A 15726-nucleotide genomic window follows, 5' to 3' on the forward strand; every position below is an offset into this window, starting at 1 on the left:
TAACTGTTGTTGCCGATCTCCTCCGGCGGACGCCGAAGGAGATCAGCAATGGCAGTCACTCGCACTTCAACATCTGTGCCGACTGGGTGAACATGTCGTTGGACTGCTTGCAGATGCTCGCCAGCGCCGACTTGTCCTGCAAATTTGCCCACTGCGCTTTCGATCCGTCCAACTGTTGCTTCAGCGTTGCGACAACGGTCGGATTGCTTTCGCCGGCCTTGTCCAAACACTTGCTCACACGCTCGAAGTACGCGTCGCATTCGGGCGGAGTCGCTGTTGCCGCGGCAGGAGCCGCCGGCGTGGTCGGCGTCGGAGCAGCCGGCGCAGGGGCTGCCGCAGCGGGGGTTGCGGGCGCTGCGGTCGGCTTCGGCGCGGAATCACCGCCCTTGCCGCCACAGGCGGCGAGCGACAATGCCAGCACGGCAGCAGAACACAGCTTGTTCAAATTGTTCATTCGAGATACTCCCGGTTCGTCGTTCCGTTCATTGCTCGAAGCCGCGACTGCCTTGTCACGATCTTCCCCACTGTTCTGTCAGACCGCCGCGGCGCCGCTGACGATCTCCGAAATTTCCTGGGTGATCGCCGCCTGACGCACCTTGTTGTAGATCAGCGTAAGCGAATCGATCGCCTTCTTCGCATTGTCTCCGGCCGACTTCATGGCGACCATGCGCGCGGCGTGCTCGCTCGCCAAGTTCTCAAGCGCGGCCTGGTAGACCAGCGACTCGATGTAGCGCGTGAGCACGTGATCGAGCACGGTTTCCGCGTTCGGCTCGTAGATGTAGTCCCAGTCGTGCGCCGTTTCGAGCTGCGCCGAAGGCGGCAGCGGCAGCAGTTGGTCGAGCGTCGGCTTCTGCGTCATCGTATTGACGAAGTCGTTGTAGGCCAGGGTGAGCCGGTCGATGCGCTTGTCCGTATAAGCATCGAGCATTACCTTGATCACGCCGATCAGCGCTTCGACCTTCGGTTTCTCTCCGAGATGGGTGACGCTGCCGACGAGGTTGACTTTGAGGCGACGGAAAAACGCATTCGCCTTCGTGCCGATCGCGACGACATCGACCTCGACGTTCTTCTGCTGCCACTCGCGGATTTCGCCGAGCAGCTTGCGGAACAGGTTCGAGTTGAGGCCGCCGCACAGACCGCGGTCGGTCGATACGACGATATAGCCGACGCGCTTGATCTCGCTGCGCTCGACCAGGAACGGATGCTTGTACTCGGTATTCGCCTTGGCGATGTGGCCGATGAGTTGGCGCATCGCGCGCGCATACGGACGCGAGGCCTTCATCAGGTCCTGCGCCTTGCGGATTTTCGATGCCGAGACCATTTCCAGCGCGCGCGTCACCTTGCGGGTGTTTTGCACGCTCTTGATCTTCGTTCGGATTTCTCTTGCGCCTGCCATATATACGTCTTTTATCCCGGCACAGCCGGGATTCCTTTTATCTTTGGCTCTTGCTAACGGGGGCCGGAAAAACTACCAGCACCCATCGCTCCGATTTACCAGGAACCCGTCTTCTTGAACTCTTCGATGCCCTTCTTGAGCGTCGCTTCGATCGCGTCGTTCCAGTCGGCCTTGTCGTTCGCGGCTTTGAGCCAGTCGGCGTAGTTCGCGGCGAAGTGCGCGTGCAGGCCGGCTTCGAACGGCAGAATCTTGGCGACCGGCAGGTCGTCCAGATAGCCCTTCTCGGCAGCGTACAGCGAGAGCGCAAGCTGGCCGACCGAAAGCGGCGCGTACTGCTTCTGCTTCATCAGTTCGGTAACGCGCTGGCCGCGCTCGAGCTGGGCGCGCGTCGCCGCGTCGAGGTCCGAAGCGAACTGCGAGAACGCCGCGAGTTCACGGTACTGCGCGAGCGCGAGCTTCACGCCGCCCGACAGTTTCTTGATGATCTTGGTCTGCGCGGCGCCGCCGACGCGCGACACCGAGATACCGGCGTTCACGGCCGGGCGGATGCCGGCGTTGAACAGGTCGGTTTCGAGGAAGATCTGGCCGTCGGTGATCGAGATCACGTTGGTCGGCACGAACGCGGAGACGTCGCCGGCCTGCGTTTCGATGATCGGCAGCGCCGTCAGCGAACCGGTCTGGCCCTTGACCGCGCCGTTGGTGAACTTCTCGACGTATTCCTCGTTGACGCGAGCGGCGCGCTCGAGCAGGCGGCTGTGCAGATAGAACACGTCGCCCGGATACGCTTCGCGGCCCGGCGGCCGCTTCAGCAGCAGCGAGATCTGGCGGTAGGCCCAGGCCTGCTTGGTCAGATCGTCATAGATGATCAGCGCGTCCTGGCCGTTGTCGCGGAAATACTCGCCCATCGCGCAGCCGGAGTAGGGCGCCAGGTACTGCATCGCGGCCGAGTCGGATGCCGACGCGGCGACGATGATCGTGTGCGCCATCGCATTGTTTTCTTCGAGCTTGCGCACGACGTTGGCGATCGACGACTGCTTCTGGCCGATCGCGACGTAGACGCACTTGATGCCCGTGTCCTTCTGATTGATGATCGCGTCGACTGCGAGCGCGGTCTTGCCGGTCTGGCGGTCGCCGATGACCAGTTCGCGCTGGCCGCGGCCGATCGGAATCATCGCGTCGACCGACTTGTAGCCCGTCTGCACCGGCTGTGACACCGACTTACGCGCGATCACGCCCGGCGCGACCTTTTCCACCGGCGAGCTGAGCTTGGTGTTGATCGGACCTTTGCCGTCGATCGGCTGGCCGAGCGCGTCGACGACGCGGCCGAGCATTTCCGGGCCGACCGGCACTTCGAGAATGCGGCCGGTGGTCTTGACCGTGTCGCCTTCGCGCAGGTGTTCATATTCGCCGAGCACCACCGCGCCGACAGAGTCGCGCTCCAGGTTCAGCGCCAGCGCCGTGCCGTTGCCCGGCAGCTCGATCATTTCGCCGGACATCACGTCCGCGAGGCCGTGAATGCGCACGATGCCGTCGGACACCGAGACGATCGTGCCTTCGTTGCGCGCTTCCGCGGCGAGCTTGACCTGCTCGATGCGGTTCTTGATCAGTTCGCTGATTTCGGACGGATTGAGAGTGGTGGCCATGGCTTGATTCCTGTGTTGTGCATCTGCCTGCAGATGCGCATCGGATTTGAAAGTAAGGGGTTAGGAATGCGGAGTCGAAAAACAGATCCGCTCCGCAGTCCTAACGCCTCACGCGAGTAAGGAGCAAGGAAAGTGACGCTCGCCCTTGCTCCTCACTCTGTTTCTTCATTGCAGCAACGCGCTTTCGAGCCGCGCCAGGCGTCCGCGCACCGAACCGTCGATGACCACGTCGCCCGCATCGATCACGGCGCCGCCGATCACGGAAGGATCGATGCGCTGATCGAGCTCGATATTGCGGCCGAAACGCTTGGCCAGCGCGACCTTGATCGCGTCGGCCTGTTGCGCCGGAATCTCGGTCGCGGAGCGCAGAGTCACCTTGAGCACGCGCTCGGACTCGCGCTTGAGCTCCTCGAACAGCGCGGCGACGTCCGGCAGCAAGGCCAGGCGGCGGTTGTCCGCGAGCAGAGACAGGAAGTTCGCGAATGCGCCGCTCGCAGCCTCGCCCGGAGGCAGCAGCAAGCCGACAAGCTCGTCATTGGACAGGCGAGGGTTGCCGATCAGCGCACCGATGTGCGCATCGGCGACGGCCTGGGCGGTGAAGCCCAGGTTCGCCGACCATGCCGCGAGCGCATTCCCGTCGCGTGCGGATTCGAACGCCGCACGCGCGTAGGGACGGGCCAAGGTCAGGGTTTCGCTCATGCGATCAAATCTCTGCGACTAGCTGATCGAGCAGGACTTTGTGCGCATCGGCGTTGATCTCGCGGCCGATGATCTTCGAGGCGCCCTGCACGGCGAGCGTGGCGACCTGGCCGCGCAGCGCTTCGCGCGCCTTGCCGACCATGCCGTCGATCTCGGTCTGCGCCGTGGCTTTCACGCGCGCCGCTTCTAGCAACGCATCGGCCTTGGCCTTGTCGACGATCTGGTTCGCCTGCTGATGCGCCTTGTCGACGATCTCGGCGGCTTGCGCACGCGCTTTCTTGATCTCGTCGGCCACGCGCGCATCGGCGTCCTTCAGCTCCGCCTTGGCGCGATCGGCCGCAGCGAGACCTTCGGCGATCTTCTGCTGGCGATCTTCGATCGCCGCCATGATGTGCGGCCAACCGAATTTCATGACCAGCCAGACGACGGCGAAGAACGCCAGACCCTGGATGACAAAAGTAATATTGGGGATCATCGCTGACTCCTGACGGGCGGCGACTCAAGGCCACCGCACACGTGGGGTTTCATCTGTTCAGGGGGTCTGCGCTTACTTGCCGGCCAGCGCGGCGACGAACGGATTGGCGAAGATCAGCAGCAGCGCGATCGCCACGCCGATGATCGGCACCGCGTCGAGCAGGCCGGCGACGATGAACATCTTGGTCTGCAGCATCGGGGTCAGTTCCGGCTGGCGCGACGAACCTTCGATGAACTTGCCGCCGAGCAGGGCGAAGCCGATCGCCGTGCCGAGCGCGCCGAGACCAATCAAGAGACCGGCGGCGATGACCGTCCAACTCATAACCTGTGCAGTAAGTACCATGACTATCTCCTCAAATAAATCAAAGTGAAAAACGGGGAAGCGGAAATCAGTGCCGTTCGGCGGCCATGCTCAGATAAACGATCGTGAGCATCATGAAAATGAAGGCCTGCAGCGTAATGACGAGAATATGGAAAGCCGTCCACGCAAAGCCGGCAATGAATTGGCCGATGCCGAGCAGATAGGTCGAGAAATGAGTCAGCGTCGCGTCGAGCGTCATCACCGCGATAAGGATGAAGATCAGCTCGCCTGCGTACATGTTGCCGAACAGTCGCAGCGATAGCGACACGGGACGCACAGCTTCTTCGATCAGGCGCAACAGGAAATTGATCGGCGCGAGAACGATCTTGCCGACCGTCCCGTGCGCATGAAACGGCGCCGTGAACATTTCGCCGAAGAACACCGCAGGCCCTTTGTGCTTGAGGCCGAAATACTGAATCAGCAGAAACACCGTCAGCGCCATGCCCAGCGTCGTGGATAGATCGGCCGTCGGCACGATGCGCAGGTAGGCATGAGCTGGGTTGTGGCCGGCGAGTTCATGCCCACGCATCCACAGGCCCGGCAGCAAGTCCACCGGCAGCATGTCGAGGAAGTTCATGAAGAACACGAGGCCGAAGATCGTGATCGACAGCGGAGCAATCAGCTTGCTCTTGCCGTGAAAGGTTTCCTTGACCGCGCCGTCGACAAAGACGACGACCATTTCGAGGAAGCTTTGCACCTTGCCCGGATTGGCCACCTTGGCGCGACGCGCGACGCCGAGGAACAGCGCGAGAAAAGCCGCGCAGACGACGAACGTGAAGAAAAGGGTATCGAGGTTGAGCGTCCAGAACCCATCCTGGGCCGGCCAGCGCAAATGGGTCAGATGGTGACCGATATATTCGGTCATGCCTCCGGCGGATTCGTGTTCGGCAGCTTGCGCTTGCAACATGGACTCGTGCTTACCCGATCAAAAAGAACCAACAATGTTTCAGCGGAAAATTCCCACCGCCGCCCAGAATGCCGCGTGCGCCGCGATCAGACCTGCGATCAGCGGCAATGCAGCGAGTTTGAATACGGCCAGTCCCAGGTACAACGCCAGCACTAGCCAAACCCATTTCGTCACTTCAGCGGCATACACCGCGCGCGCTATGCGCCGCGTCGGTGCGATGCCATCGGCGTACAAGCGCCATGCGAATAAGGCGCTCCCGATCACGGTCAGTCCACCGCCGTACCAGGCCGCCGTCCCCGACTGCCAATCCTGCAAACAAAACCCCAGGCCAACCAATCCAGCTATGCCGAGTTGGAAGAGCACGATCCGAACGGCATTGCGTCGGCCATAAGCAATGGAGTTCCGCATGGGATTCGGCTTCAAGATCGCGATGCCGAGAGGGCTGCGGCGACGCAATCCGGACCTAAGGAGAGCATCGCCTGTCGCAAAGCAGCAAGATTATACCCGGCAGCTATTTGCAGCCGCAAGACGATCGGGCGTTGAATCGGGCTTGCTTGAACTTCGCGTCGTCCGGATCAGCTGCGGGAAGCGGCATCGATAGGTGTTGCCGATCTTCGGTTTTGCGCCTGATACCGTGAGCGGAGAGGAGTCGCTTCCGTAGCGGCCTCGTGAATATACGCGCCCGATCGTCGGAAACGAATCAGTCGTGCGACATTGTGCCGCAGTCTTCGCGCGGCTCGTTTAGGGGCGTTAGCCGCGATGTGTTTCCGTGCACTTGCTGCTCGCGGTTGCGTATAAGGCTACTCGCGATCAAGCCTAGGCCGTACGAAAAAAAGGCAATAAAAAAGCCGGATGGCGGACCATCCGGCTGAACAAACGCTGCGGAATACAAAAGGGGAGGGAGGATTGCCGCAGCGCGATTTCCGCAGGTTGCCTGCGGGAATAGGGTTGCGATTAGCGCGTGGCCTTCTTGGCCGCCGCGTTCACCTGCTTGTTGAAGTCGGTCGTCGCCGCATTGACCTGCTTCTTGAAGCTGTCGTTGGCGTCTTCGAAGCTGCCCTTGGCAATCTGGCTCAGCGCTTCGCCGGTCTTGACCGTGACACCGAACACTTCCTGGCTATTCGCGTAGAGCTTCTCGGCCGAATCCTTGACCAGGTTGACGCCCTTCGGGAAGATCGTCTTCAGGCCGTCGAAATCACGCACTTCGGCGGCTTCCGAGAGGAAGTCGACCGTGGCGGCGACGTTGGTTTCCAGCGCCTTGAGGTTGAGATTGGTAACGCGCTCCAGACCTTCCACGGCCAGCGTGTGAGCCTTGAACGCCGCATCGGCGAAGCTCTTGGAAAGGGCGAGAGCCTGGGTGTTGAAGTATTCGGACATGATGATTGCCTCGAAAGAAAGGGGGTGTTTAGTGGGAGTGACTATACCGCCTCTTTTTGTGCAATGCAACAAGTTCGTTTCGAAGCGGAGTTTTCGCGCTGCAGACCCTGTTACAAATAGGTTTCAGCGAATTTCCCAAGAGGTCGTCACGTATCGGTTTTGCGCAGTGCGCAAAAAATACTACGGGCCGTTGTAGGCGCAGCCGGCGGTGCAGGTTTCGTGCACGACGATGCGGCTCAGCTGCGGCAGCGCCGGCTTCAATTCGGTCCAGATCCACGCAGCGAGACGTTCGCTGGTCGGATTCTCGAGTCCCGTTATCTCATTCAAGTAGTGATGATCGAGGCGATCGTAGATCGGCGCGAATGCTGCCTTGACGTCGGCGAAGTCCATCACCCAGCCCGTCGCCGCATCGACTTCGCCCGACACATGCACTTCGATGCGGAAAGAATGCCCGTGCAGCCGAGCGCACTTGTGCGTCGGCGGTACGCCGGTCAGCCGATGCGCGGCTTCGATGTGGAAAATTTTGAAAATGTCCATGTTGTCCTGTCGCCGAAGCGGATATGCCGGCCGCGGAACAGTGCGGCTCGCCGCCTGCTCTGCATGCGCTTCAATCAGGTTGAATGAAGGTTTTGTGCGACTCGCCGCCGAGGCTGCGAGTGGAGCTTTCGCCGTTATGACTTCCGCAGACGGCCCATCTCGCGGATAATGGTCCCGCTCCCGGCCGCTACCGCCTCAACTCGTAGCAGCGCAGCCGAGCAAATCTTCAACGAAAACGCGCCCGTAGCTCAGTTGGATAGAGTACCAGCTTCCGAAGCTGGGTGTCGGGGGTTCGAATCCCTCCGGGCGCGCCATTCCTACTTTCAATGAACTGCTCCGTCGAGAGGCGGCCTTGGAAGTGGTTTCCCGCCGCGACGTTCGCGTGCCCTAAAGTAAAAGTATTCGGCCTTCACAGCCCACGCATCTGCGCAAGCGAAGCGCGCGCACGGGCTGCGCCGGTGGTGACCAGTTCGACGATGTCGTGCTGGCTCTCGTCGATGAATTCGGCAATCTGCGGAAGCAGGCGCGTCGAGTTTTCGAATGCCGTTATCGCCTGCTGTTTCAGCTTGCGCCGGTCGATCGGTGCGACATCGGCCTCTTCGCTGTGGCGCAGGGCGAACTCGCCGTGCATGCCGTCGATCCACGCGCGTATCGCGTCGCGGCTGCGCTGGTCGAAGAGGGCGGTCGGCTGTTGGGCGAGCATCGCGTCGATTTCGTCGAGGCGCGCGAGCTGTTGCCGCGGCGGGGAATTTGCACGCAGCTCGGTCTCGACTTCCTGCAACCATAAGCCCACGCGATTCAGCGCGATCAGCGGTTGCGAGGGATCGCGGCGCAGCATTTCGGCATCGTATTGGCGCGATTTCGCGAAGTAGCGTCGTGCGGTGGCAAAGTCGCCGCTCTTTCCCGCAATCATCGCGGCAGTCGAGGCTTCGAGCACGAGGTTGATGTAGAAACGCACATCATCGGGCCGGCGTGCGATCAGTTCCTCGTGCGCATGCACGGCGTCGGTAGCCAATGCCAGCGCCTCGCCGCGTTTCGCCGGATCGGCTTCGGCAAAGGCCATCGTCCACTTGGCGAGAAAATACAGGGTGGTCGCTTTCGAATTGTCGATATCGTTGCGGTCCGCTTCATTCGTTGCGCTGCCCCGCGCCTCGGCATACAAACTGCCGGCTTCCTGCAGCAGTGCGATGCGTTCCGCCGCGGATATCTCGAGGCCGGGCGTGCGCCCGAACTGGGCCAACGCGTCGGCGCGGACGCGCAACTCGGCCGAAGTTTCGCTGTCGTCGCGTGCGCTGCGCGCGAGCGCTGCGAGCTGCCGGAAGCGCTTCGTCGCCTCGGTGAACAGGCGCTGTTCGCTGACGCAGATGGCAAGCAGTTTCTGTACGACGAGGCGTTGCCGGCGCGACGCCGCGTCTGCGCCGCCGATCACCTCGGCATGATCGAGTGAGCGCAATGCGAGTGCGAGCGTCTGCTGGCGCTGCGCAGGCGGGATCAGCAGGCGTTCCTGCATTTCTGCGAGGCGCACGTAGCCGAGCGCGATTTCAAGCAGCAATACACGGTTGTCGCCGGCATCCGCGCCGAGTTGATTGAGGTAATCGAGACCCGTGTCGAGCAGCGTCTGCTGTGCTTTGGCCGTGCCGGGCACGTTGGCGATCTGATCGAATACCTCGCCGACGAAACGATTGGCGAGCGTGCGCACGTTGCTGAAGTGTTTCTCTGCGCGGGCGAATTGCTTCTCCGCGCGTGCGGACTGCGCACGCGCCTGATGCGCCTGATGCAGCGCAGTCGCCGACAGGGCGAGCAGACTGGCCGCGGCAAGCACGCCGAATGCGACGCCGGCTCGGTTGCGGACGATGAACTTGCGCGCGCGATAAGCGAACGTGCCGCCGCGCGCGAGCACCGGGCGATCGTCGAGATGCCGGCGCACGTCATCGGCGAACTGATCGACGCTGGCGTAGCGACGGTACGGCTCCTTGCGCAGCGCCATCAGCACGATGTTGTCGAGATCGCCGCGCAGGTTGTGCTGCAGACGGCGCAAACGAAACGGACCGAGATCGTGGGCTTCGTTCGTCATATGCGCGGCGAGACTCGCGCTCGGCCGCTCGGGATCGGTGGCGACGATCTCTTGCACCAGCTCGTGCATGCGCGTTTTGTCGGCACTGTACGGGCTGCGTCCGGTAAGCAGGCGATAAAGCAGCACGCCGAGCGAGTAGACATCGCTGGCGATGCTGATCGCCTCGCCCTTGATCTGTTCGGGGCTGGCGTACTCGGGCGTAAACGCGTTGATCGTCGCGGGTTCGTCGACGCCCGCATCGACGAGGCGGGCAATGCCGAAGTCGAGCAGTTTCACCGCGCCGTTGTTGTCGACGAGAATGTTGCTCGGCTTGAGGTCGCGATGCACGATGAGGTTCTGGTGCGCGAACTGCACCGCGGCGCAGACCTCGCAGAACAGTTCGAGCCGTGCGCGCAGATCGAGACCGCGTTCGCGACAATAGCGATCGATCGCGATGCCATCGACGTAGTCCATGACGATATAGGGCGTGCCGTCCGCGCTGCTGCCGCCGTCGATCAGGCGCGCGATGCCCGGGTGATCCAGGCCGGCGAGTATCCGTCGCTCGCGGCCGAAGCGTGCGGCCGCGTCGCGGCTGCCGAGATCGGCGCGAATCAGCTTGATCGCGACTTCTTTTTCGTACTGCGCATCGTCGCGGCGCGCACGGAACACGCGGCCCATGCCGCCGCGCGCGATCTCGGCGGTGATGCGGTAGGGCCCGAGCAGGCTGCCGATCCACGAGTCCGTTTTGCGCGAGTCGTCGTCGTTCAGCGCGTCGATGGCGCGCTCGATCGAAGTGGCTTGATCGAGGAAGCCCTCGGTGCGTTCCGCTTTGGCGATCCATTCGAGTGCCTCGCGATACAGCGCTTCGTCGCCGCTCGCGGCCGCGCGCACGTGCGCTTCGCGCACCGCTGCGGGAAGGCCGAGGCAATCGCCGACGATCTCGGTGAGTTTTTGCCAGCGTTCGGAATTCATTTCTTCCTCGGATTGCGGCCGTCGTGAGCGTGGCCTTCGTGCTTGAGCGTCGGTCAATTCCGCGCCTGTGAATAAAAGCGCAGAAGCGCGCAAATCGGTTCATCGCGATGCGGTGCGTTCGTTTTCACAGAAAAATTCAACAACGAGATCGTGCTTGAGCCGTTTCCGCGAATGCTGCGCTCAGACAGATGAGAGCCGCAGATTTCGGGCTCCGTGGGGACATTCGTCCGAGGCCGATCGCGATGCAGGGCGACGATCGGCCTCGGCGCGGATGTTCCGGTTGTCGTTCATCGAAGGAGTGCATTCATGTTGTTGCAGTGGTTTTCATCTCGTTTCCTCCGCGCCGGAAGCATCGCCGCACCGCGGCCGTCCGGTGCACGCCGCGGCGCCGCCGTGCTGTCGCTCGGATTCGCCGTCGCCGGCCTCGCCGCGAGCGCGCCGGCGCGCGCCGACATCCCTGCCGGAGAGCGGCAGGTTCTCGTCGATCTGTACGCCAGTGCCGGTGGCGCCAACTGGTCGAACAAGACCAACTGGCTCGGCGCGGCCGGCACGGAGTGCACCTGGAACGGCGTCACCTGCGATGCGGGCAAGACGCACGTCACCGTGCTCAAGTTGAATTTCAACAATCTCATCGGCACGGTGCCGTCGTCGCTCGCGACGCTGTCCGAACTGACTCAGCTCAATCTGCGGCAGAACGAGTTGAGCGGGAGCATTCCTGCTCTCGCCGGCATGACCAAGCTGGTCAATGTCGACCTGAGCAGCAACAAGTTCACCGGCACCTTGCCGTCGCTGACCGGCTTGAGCGGTCTTGTTGAGTTCCGCGTGCAAGGCGGCCAGTTGACCGGCTCGACGCCCGCTCTGACCGGCTTGACCAAGCTCCGATATTTCTACGTCAACGGCAACAAGCTGGACGGGCAGATCGGTGCGCTCGCGGGCGCTGTCGCGCTCGAAGAGTTCAGCGTCTACAACAATCAAATGAGCGGCGCGATTCCCGATCTGACCGGCCTTACCGCGCTGAAGCTGTTCGACGCTTCGGTCAACCAGTTCAGCTCGATCGGTGCGTTGAACGGCCTTGCCAACCTCGAAACCGTGGTCGTCGCTTACAACCAGTTGAGCGGCTCGATTCCCTCGCTGCAAGGACTGGGCAAGCTGAGGAATTTCTACGTCAACGACAACCAGCTCACCGGTTCGATTCCGCCGCTGGGCGACCTGGTCAACATCGAGCAGTTCTATCTGAGCCACAACAAGATCGGCGGTCAGATTCCTTCGCTTGCCGGACTCGTGAAGATGCGCGCCTTCTGGGTTTACGACAACCTGCTGGTCGGCTCGCCGCCGGCGCCGCCGAATCAGACCATGGCCGCGATCCTGTGCCCGAATCCGTTGCGCAACAGCCCCGAGGCGGCGATCAATCAGGCCTGGGACAACGTCGTCACCGGCAACCAGCCCTGGTCGGACGGATGCACCGGCAGTTTCGATGTGACGCCGACCGTGCGCGATGCGGCCAGCGGCGATCCGATCACCGACGGCAGCACGGGCACGATCACACCGAACACCACGCAGATTCTCCCGCTGAACGGCAGCGTCCAGTTCACCCTGACGCCGGCGCAGGGCTATCACCTGCGCACGCCGATCGACAGTTCCTGCCCGGGCAATCGCAACGGCAATGTTTTCACCGCCGGCCCGGTCACCGACTATTGCTACGTCAACGCAGTTTTCGTCAAAGACGCGGTGCCGCCCGTCGACGGCGTTTGCGGCAGCGACCACGGCAAGACTCTGAGCGTACCGCCGACCAACCTGTGCAGCGCCGGCAGCGCGAGCGCCGTCGCCGGCAACGGGCCGTGGATCTGGTCGTGCGCGGGCAGCGGAGGCGGCGCGACCGCGCAGTGCTCGGCCGAGAAAGCGGGGCGGAACTGGACGGTGACGGCCGTGGTTTCCGGCAGCGGCGGCATTGCGGCGCCGACGACGCAGAGTGTCGCCGACGGCGCCGTTGCCCGCGTCACCGCTACGCCGGATCGCGGCTACGCGTTGAAGAGTGCCGTCGGTTGCGGCGTGAGTGCGATCGTGCCGGGCACCACTTCGGCGCCGGTCGAGGTGACGACGGCCGCGGTCACGGCCGATTGCACGGTCACCTTCACCTTCACCGCGATTCCGCTCGACGGCGTATGCGGCAGCGACAACGGCAAGACCTTGACCGCTCCTCCGACTCATCTGTGCAGTGCGGGCGACGCGAGCGGCATCGAAGGTACGGGACCGTGGACGTGGTCGTGTTCGGGTCTCCATGCCGGCAGCACCGCGCAGTGCTCGGCGCAGAAAGCGGCGCAGACTTGGACGGTGACCGCCGGCGTCAACGGCAGCGGCGGCACGGCGGCGCCGGCCACACAAAGCGTTGCCGACGGCGCTCGTGCCACGGTGTCTGCCGCGCCCGATCCCGGCTATGCGCTGGCCGGCGCAGTGGGCTGCGGTGGCGCAGCGATCTCCGGCAACACGGTGACCACAGCCGCGGTGACGGCGGACTGTACGTTGACGCTGATCTTCGCTCCGGCCGCGCACGCGACGACGACGCAGTTCATGAACGTGGCTCCGTCCGCACCGCGTGTCGGCGACAGCGTGGCGGTGAGCGTGCGCGTCAGCGATGCCGTATTTGCAGGAGCGATCGAATCGATTGCCGGCACGACGGCAGCGGCGCGCGACGCACGGCCCGCGGCGATTCCGGCCGGCACGGTCACGGTGAGCGGCGGCGGTACCTCGTGCATTGCCGCGCTCGACGTCGCCGGCAACGGTCAGTGCAGCCTGCACTTCCCGATGGCGGGCGTGCATCAGTTGCAGGCGACGTATCCGGGCAGCACGACGCAGGGACATTTGCCGTCGAGCGCCGTTTATGCCGTGACCGTCGTCGATGCGCCAACCTCGCCTCTCGCGCAGGCGCCGTTGCTCGACCACAAGGGTCTGTCGCTGCTCGTGCTGCTGTTGTGCGGTGGCGCGCTATGGCGGCATGCACGCCGCTGACGATTTTGTTTCCCCCAAGGCCAGGGACGGCCACCTTCGATCGGATCGGCAGATCGGTCTGATTGGAAAACCAAAGAGGCGCGCCAAGTCGCGCCTCCATGCCTATAGCCGTCGCAGCGGATTTGGCGCATGTGTCGGAGCATCAAGCAAGCGCAAATGGCAACGTTTCGCTTGCATTGTCGACTTTACGCAGCGAAGCCATAGTCGCTGCTGTCGCTTGTATCGTCTATCTTTTCGGCGCGCTGTTTGTGCGAGCAATACGGATGCAGCGACGCACGCACCCGCCGCGTCGGTCAGATCGGCGGTTCGACCTGCGCCGCTTCGAGTTCGCTGCGCAGGAACACGCGTGCCATCGTCCAGTCACGTTTGACCGTAGCCGGCGACAACTGCATCAGCGCGGCGACTTCCTCGATCGGCAGGCCGGCGAAATAGCGCAGATCCATGATCTGCGCCTGTCGCGCCGACAACGCACGCAGTTTCTCCAGCGCCGCTTCGAGTGCGACGAAATCGAGTTCCAGGCGCTCGCTTGCCTGCGCATCGGGCGCCTCCGCGCCGAGGCCCGACGGGGTGCATCCGGCCAGCGTGTTGTCGAGACTCGTGAACGCCACGTCGCCGCCGCGTTTCTGCGCGCGGCCGACACGTGCGTGGTCGATCAATACGTGACGCATGATCTGCGCGGCGAGGCGAAAGAAATGTGCGCGGTCGTTGAGTTGCAAATCGTGCGCGTCGGCGAGTCGCAGGAACACCTCGTTGACCAGCGCCGTCGGCTGCAAAGTGTGATCGGCGCGTTCTTTGCGCAATTGGTGCCGCGCGGTGCGGCGCAATTCGGCATAGACGCGCGGCGCGAGTTGCGCCATCGCCACGGGTTCTCCGGCCGTATAGCGGTGCAGCAGCACGGTCAGCGTTTCGTCGCCTTCGGCTTGCGGCGAAATGGGGGCGGAATCGGTCATCGGCGGTGGCTGCTGCGGGGGCGAAGATCGGCGACGGTAACGGCGATCGAGTATACGGATTCACTCTCGGCGTGGCCTGCCTTCGCTCTTCGCAGCGCCTTCGATGATGCGATCTTCGTGAACCTGTTCTCAAGATGACTCGATTCGAGCGAGATCGGGTGCTTCGCGTTCGAGTGTGAATTCTGCGTGACCGCAGCAAGAGAAATTGCGAAATGCAAATGCTATAGTCGAAGCGGTTGTTGAGTGTGTCGGCAAGAGGGTAGTGATAGCAGCGGGACCGGATCGATCCGGTCCGGATTCCAAATCGCGACGGGCGTCCAGCACCCTGTCGCCCGCATCCGGAGTGGATGCGGTGCGCTTTGATCGATCCCCTGATAGACGATTCCAGCCCGGCACATGATCCGGACAGGGCGCGAAGGCTTTTGCTTTTCGCGGGTCGCAAATAATTCGTGCGAGGCCATTGCCTTGATCGCCTTCATGGGGAGAGGGTTGCTGTGCGTCTGAAAGTTGCGGTACTCGAAGATGATGCCGATTTGCGCGAGGACATCCTCATTCCTCAATTGCGCAAATTCGGTTTCGACGTCGCCGGCTTCGGCACCTCGGTCGACCTGTTTCGCGCGATGCTCGCGGCGACTTTCGATCTGCTCGTGCTCGACATCGGCCTGCCCGACGGCGACGGTTTCAGCGTGGCGCGCCGGCTGCGCGAGAATTTCGCGATCGGCATCGTCATCCTGACCGGACGCAGCGCCGCGGCGGACCGGGTGAAAGGTCTGACCGAAGCGGCCGATGCGTGGCTGGTCAAGCCGGTCGAAATCGAAGTGCTCGCCGCGACCTTGCACAGCCTCGCGCGGCGCATGCGCATGAGCGCCGTCGAGAGCGACACCGAATCCGCGCAGTGGAGTCTCGCTCCCGAAGGCTGGCAACTGTGCGAGCCCGACGGCGGCAGCATGACGCTAAATCATTCCGAGCGGCGTCTTCTGGCGCGGCTATTTGACGCACCTGGCGAACTCGTCACCCACGACGAATTGATTCGCGCACTCGTCAATTCGGCCGAGGACGTCGATCTGCATCGCCTGGAAATGCTGATTCATCGGCTGCGGCGCAAAGTCGCCGCCGAGCTTGGAAAGCCGTTGCCGTTGCGCTCCGTGCGCGGCAAGGGCTACATCATTTTCACCAAGGACGAGCGCCGCGCGGAATCCTGATTTCGTCTGCGATAGCTCACCCAATCTCACCTCCGCGGGCGTGGCGCACACATGCAGTGTGACCGTGCGCAAGTTTTCGTGAGTGTAATTTCCCGCATCGCTGCATAGCATGCGCGCCACAGGGACAGGGCTTTGCGCCCTATGGGTTT

The 15726-nt window shown here is 62.9% G+C and carries 14 protein-coding genes and 1 tRNA gene; 3 read left to right on the forward strand and 12 right to left on the reverse strand.

The genetic code is table 11. The annotated features are described in order from the left end of the window. Positions 1–55: 55 nt before the first annotated feature. The 10 genes from FFS30_RS13315 to queD all read right to left on the reverse strand — a co-directional run bounded on the left by FFS30_RS13315 (position 56) and on the right by queD (position 7394). The gene (locus FFS30_RS13315; RefSeq protein WP_137913669.1) at positions 56–454 is read right to left on the reverse strand and encodes a DUF5339 family protein; all 399 of its coding nucleotides are present in this window, start codon (positions 452–454) and stop codon (positions 56–58) included. A gap of 78 nt (positions 455–532) precedes the next feature. After that, positions 533–1396 (reverse strand): F0F1 ATP synthase subunit gamma, encoded by an 864-nt coding sequence (atpG, locus tag FFS30_RS13320; protein WP_137913670.1) that lies wholly within the window; start codon positions 1394–1396, stop codon positions 533–535. 95 nt (positions 1397–1491) lie between these two features. Next, positions 1492–3039 carry a F0F1 ATP synthase subunit alpha gene (gene atpA / locus FFS30_RS13325; RefSeq protein ID WP_137913671.1) on the reverse strand — a complete coding sequence of 516 codons (1548 nt, stop codon included), beginning with the start codon at positions 3037–3039 and terminating at the stop codon, positions 1492–1494. Positions 3040–3204: 165 nt separating this feature from the next. Then, positions 3205–3738: a F0F1 ATP synthase subunit delta gene (locus FFS30_RS13330; RefSeq protein ID WP_137913672.1), complete on the reverse strand. Its 534-nt coding sequence runs from the start codon at positions 3736–3738 to the stop codon at positions 3205–3207. 4 nt (positions 3739–3742) lie between these two features. Further along, a complete protein-coding gene (locus tag FFS30_RS13335) occupies positions 3743–4213 on the reverse strand; it encodes a F0F1 ATP synthase subunit B (protein ID WP_137913673.1) in 471 nt (156 codons plus the stop codon). 72 nt (positions 4214–4285) lie between these two features. Continuing rightward, on the reverse strand, positions 4286–4534 hold the full coding sequence (atpE, locus tag FFS30_RS13340) for a F0F1 ATP synthase subunit C (protein WP_171014650.1): 249 nt from the start codon (positions 4532–4534) through the stop codon (positions 4286–4288). A gap of 67 nt (positions 4535–4601) precedes the next feature. Further along, a complete protein-coding gene (gene atpB / locus FFS30_RS13345; protein WP_137913675.1) occupies positions 4602–5480 on the reverse strand; it encodes a F0F1 ATP synthase subunit A in 879 nt (292 codons plus the stop codon). A 39-nt stretch (positions 5481–5519) separates the two neighbouring features. Next, complete coding sequence (locus FFS30_RS13350) at positions 5520–5888, reverse strand: ATP synthase subunit I (RefSeq protein ID WP_137913676.1); 369 nt, start codon at positions 5886–5888, stop codon at positions 5520–5522. 546 nt (positions 5889–6434) lie between these two features. Continuing rightward, positions 6435–6857, reverse strand: coding sequence for a phasin family protein (locus FFS30_RS13355; RefSeq protein WP_137913677.1), 423 nt, complete (start codon positions 6855–6857; stop codon positions 6435–6437). Between the two features lie 180 nt (positions 6858–7037). Further along, complete coding sequence (gene queD / locus FFS30_RS13360) at positions 7038–7394, reverse strand: 6-carboxytetrahydropterin synthase QueD (protein WP_137913678.1); 357 nt, start codon at positions 7392–7394, stop codon at positions 7038–7040. A gap of 237 nt (positions 7395–7631) precedes the next feature. On the opposite strand from queD, the gene FFS30_RS13365 reads away from it, so the two are divergent. Further along, positions 7632–7708, forward strand: a tRNA-Arg gene (locus tag FFS30_RS13365). Positions 7709–7803: 95 nt separating this feature from the next. Here the strand turns inward: FFS30_RS13365 and FFS30_RS13370 are convergent. Next, positions 7804–10419 carry a serine/threonine-protein kinase gene (locus FFS30_RS13370; RefSeq protein ID WP_137913679.1) on the reverse strand — a complete coding sequence of 872 codons (2616 nt, stop codon included), beginning with the start codon at positions 10417–10419 and terminating at the stop codon, positions 7804–7806. A 306-nt stretch (positions 10420–10725) separates the two neighbouring features. Here FFS30_RS13370 and FFS30_RS13375 point away from each other — a divergent pair, with 306 nt between their 5' ends. Then, the gene (locus tag FFS30_RS13375) at positions 10726–13425 is read left to right on the forward strand and encodes a hypothetical protein (protein WP_137913680.1); all 2700 of its coding nucleotides are present in this window, start codon (positions 10726–10728) and stop codon (positions 13423–13425) included. 293 nt (positions 13426–13718) lie between these two features. Here FFS30_RS13375 and FFS30_RS13380 read toward each other — a convergent pair whose 3' ends face one another. After that, positions 13719–14375, reverse strand: coding sequence for an ECF-type sigma factor (locus FFS30_RS13380; protein WP_137913681.1), 657 nt, complete (start codon positions 14373–14375; stop codon positions 13719–13721). A 494-nt stretch (positions 14376–14869) separates the two neighbouring features. Between FFS30_RS13380 and FFS30_RS13385 the strand changes: the two genes are divergently transcribed. Continuing rightward, positions 14870–15577: a response regulator transcription factor gene (locus FFS30_RS13385; protein WP_249352441.1), complete on the forward strand. Its 708-nt coding sequence runs from the start codon at positions 14870–14872 to the stop codon at positions 15575–15577. The last annotated feature ends 149 nt before the right edge of the window (positions 15578–15726 follow it).

Source organism: Rudaea sp. 3F27F6, from assembly GCF_005503555.1.
Classification (GTDB): domain Bacteria; phylum Pseudomonadota; class Gammaproteobacteria; order Xanthomonadales; family Rhodanobacteraceae; genus Rudaea.

Bases quoted from the DNA above. Each gene is read 5' to 3' on its own strand.
- atpE (WP_171014650.1), bottom strand. From the start codon at position 4,534: ATGAGTTGGACGGTCATCGCCGCCGGTCTCTTGATTGGTCTCGGCGCG.
- FFS30_RS13355 (WP_137913677.1), bottom strand. From the start codon at position 6,857: ATGTCCGAATACTTCAACACCCAGGCTCTCGCCCTTTCCAAGAGCTTC.
- FFS30_RS13350 (WP_137913676.1), bottom strand. From the start codon at position 5,888: ATGCGGAACTCCATTGCTTATGGCCGACGCAATGCCGTTCGGATCGTG.
- FFS30_RS13330 (WP_137913672.1), bottom strand. From the start codon at position 3,738: ATGAGCGAAACCCTGACCTTGGCCCGTCCCTACGCGCGTGCGGCGTTC.
- FFS30_RS13375 (WP_137913680.1), top strand. From the start codon at position 10,726: ATGTTGTTGCAGTGGTTTTCATCTCGTTTCCTCCGCGCCGGAAGCATC.
- FFS30_RS13380 (WP_137913681.1), bottom strand. From the start codon at position 14,375: ATGACCGATTCCGCCCCCATTTCGCCGCAAGCCGAAGGCGACGAAACG.
- atpG (WP_137913670.1), bottom strand. From the start codon at position 1,396: ATGGCAGGCGCAAGAGAAATCCGAACGAAGATCAAGAGCGTGCAAAAC.
- atpA (WP_137913671.1), bottom strand. From the start codon at position 3,039: ATGGCCACCACTCTCAATCCGTCCGAAATCAGCGAACTGATCAAGAAC.
- atpB (WP_137913675.1), bottom strand. From the start codon at position 5,480: ATGTTGCAAGCGCAAGCTGCCGAACACGAATCCGCCGGAGGCATGACC.
- FFS30_RS13335 (WP_137913673.1), bottom strand. From the start codon at position 4,213: ATGATCCCCAATATTACTTTTGTCATCCAGGGTCTGGCGTTCTTCGCC.
- FFS30_RS13315 (WP_137913669.1), bottom strand. From the start codon at position 454: ATGAACAATTTGAACAAGCTGTGTTCTGCTGCCGTGCTGGCATTGTCG.
- FFS30_RS13370 (WP_137913679.1), bottom strand. From the start codon at position 10,419: ATGAATTCCGAACGCTGGCAAAAACTCACCGAGATCGTCGGCGATTGC.
- queD (WP_137913678.1), bottom strand. From the start codon at position 7,394: ATGGACATTTTCAAAATTTTCCACATCGAAGCCGCGCATCGGCTGACC.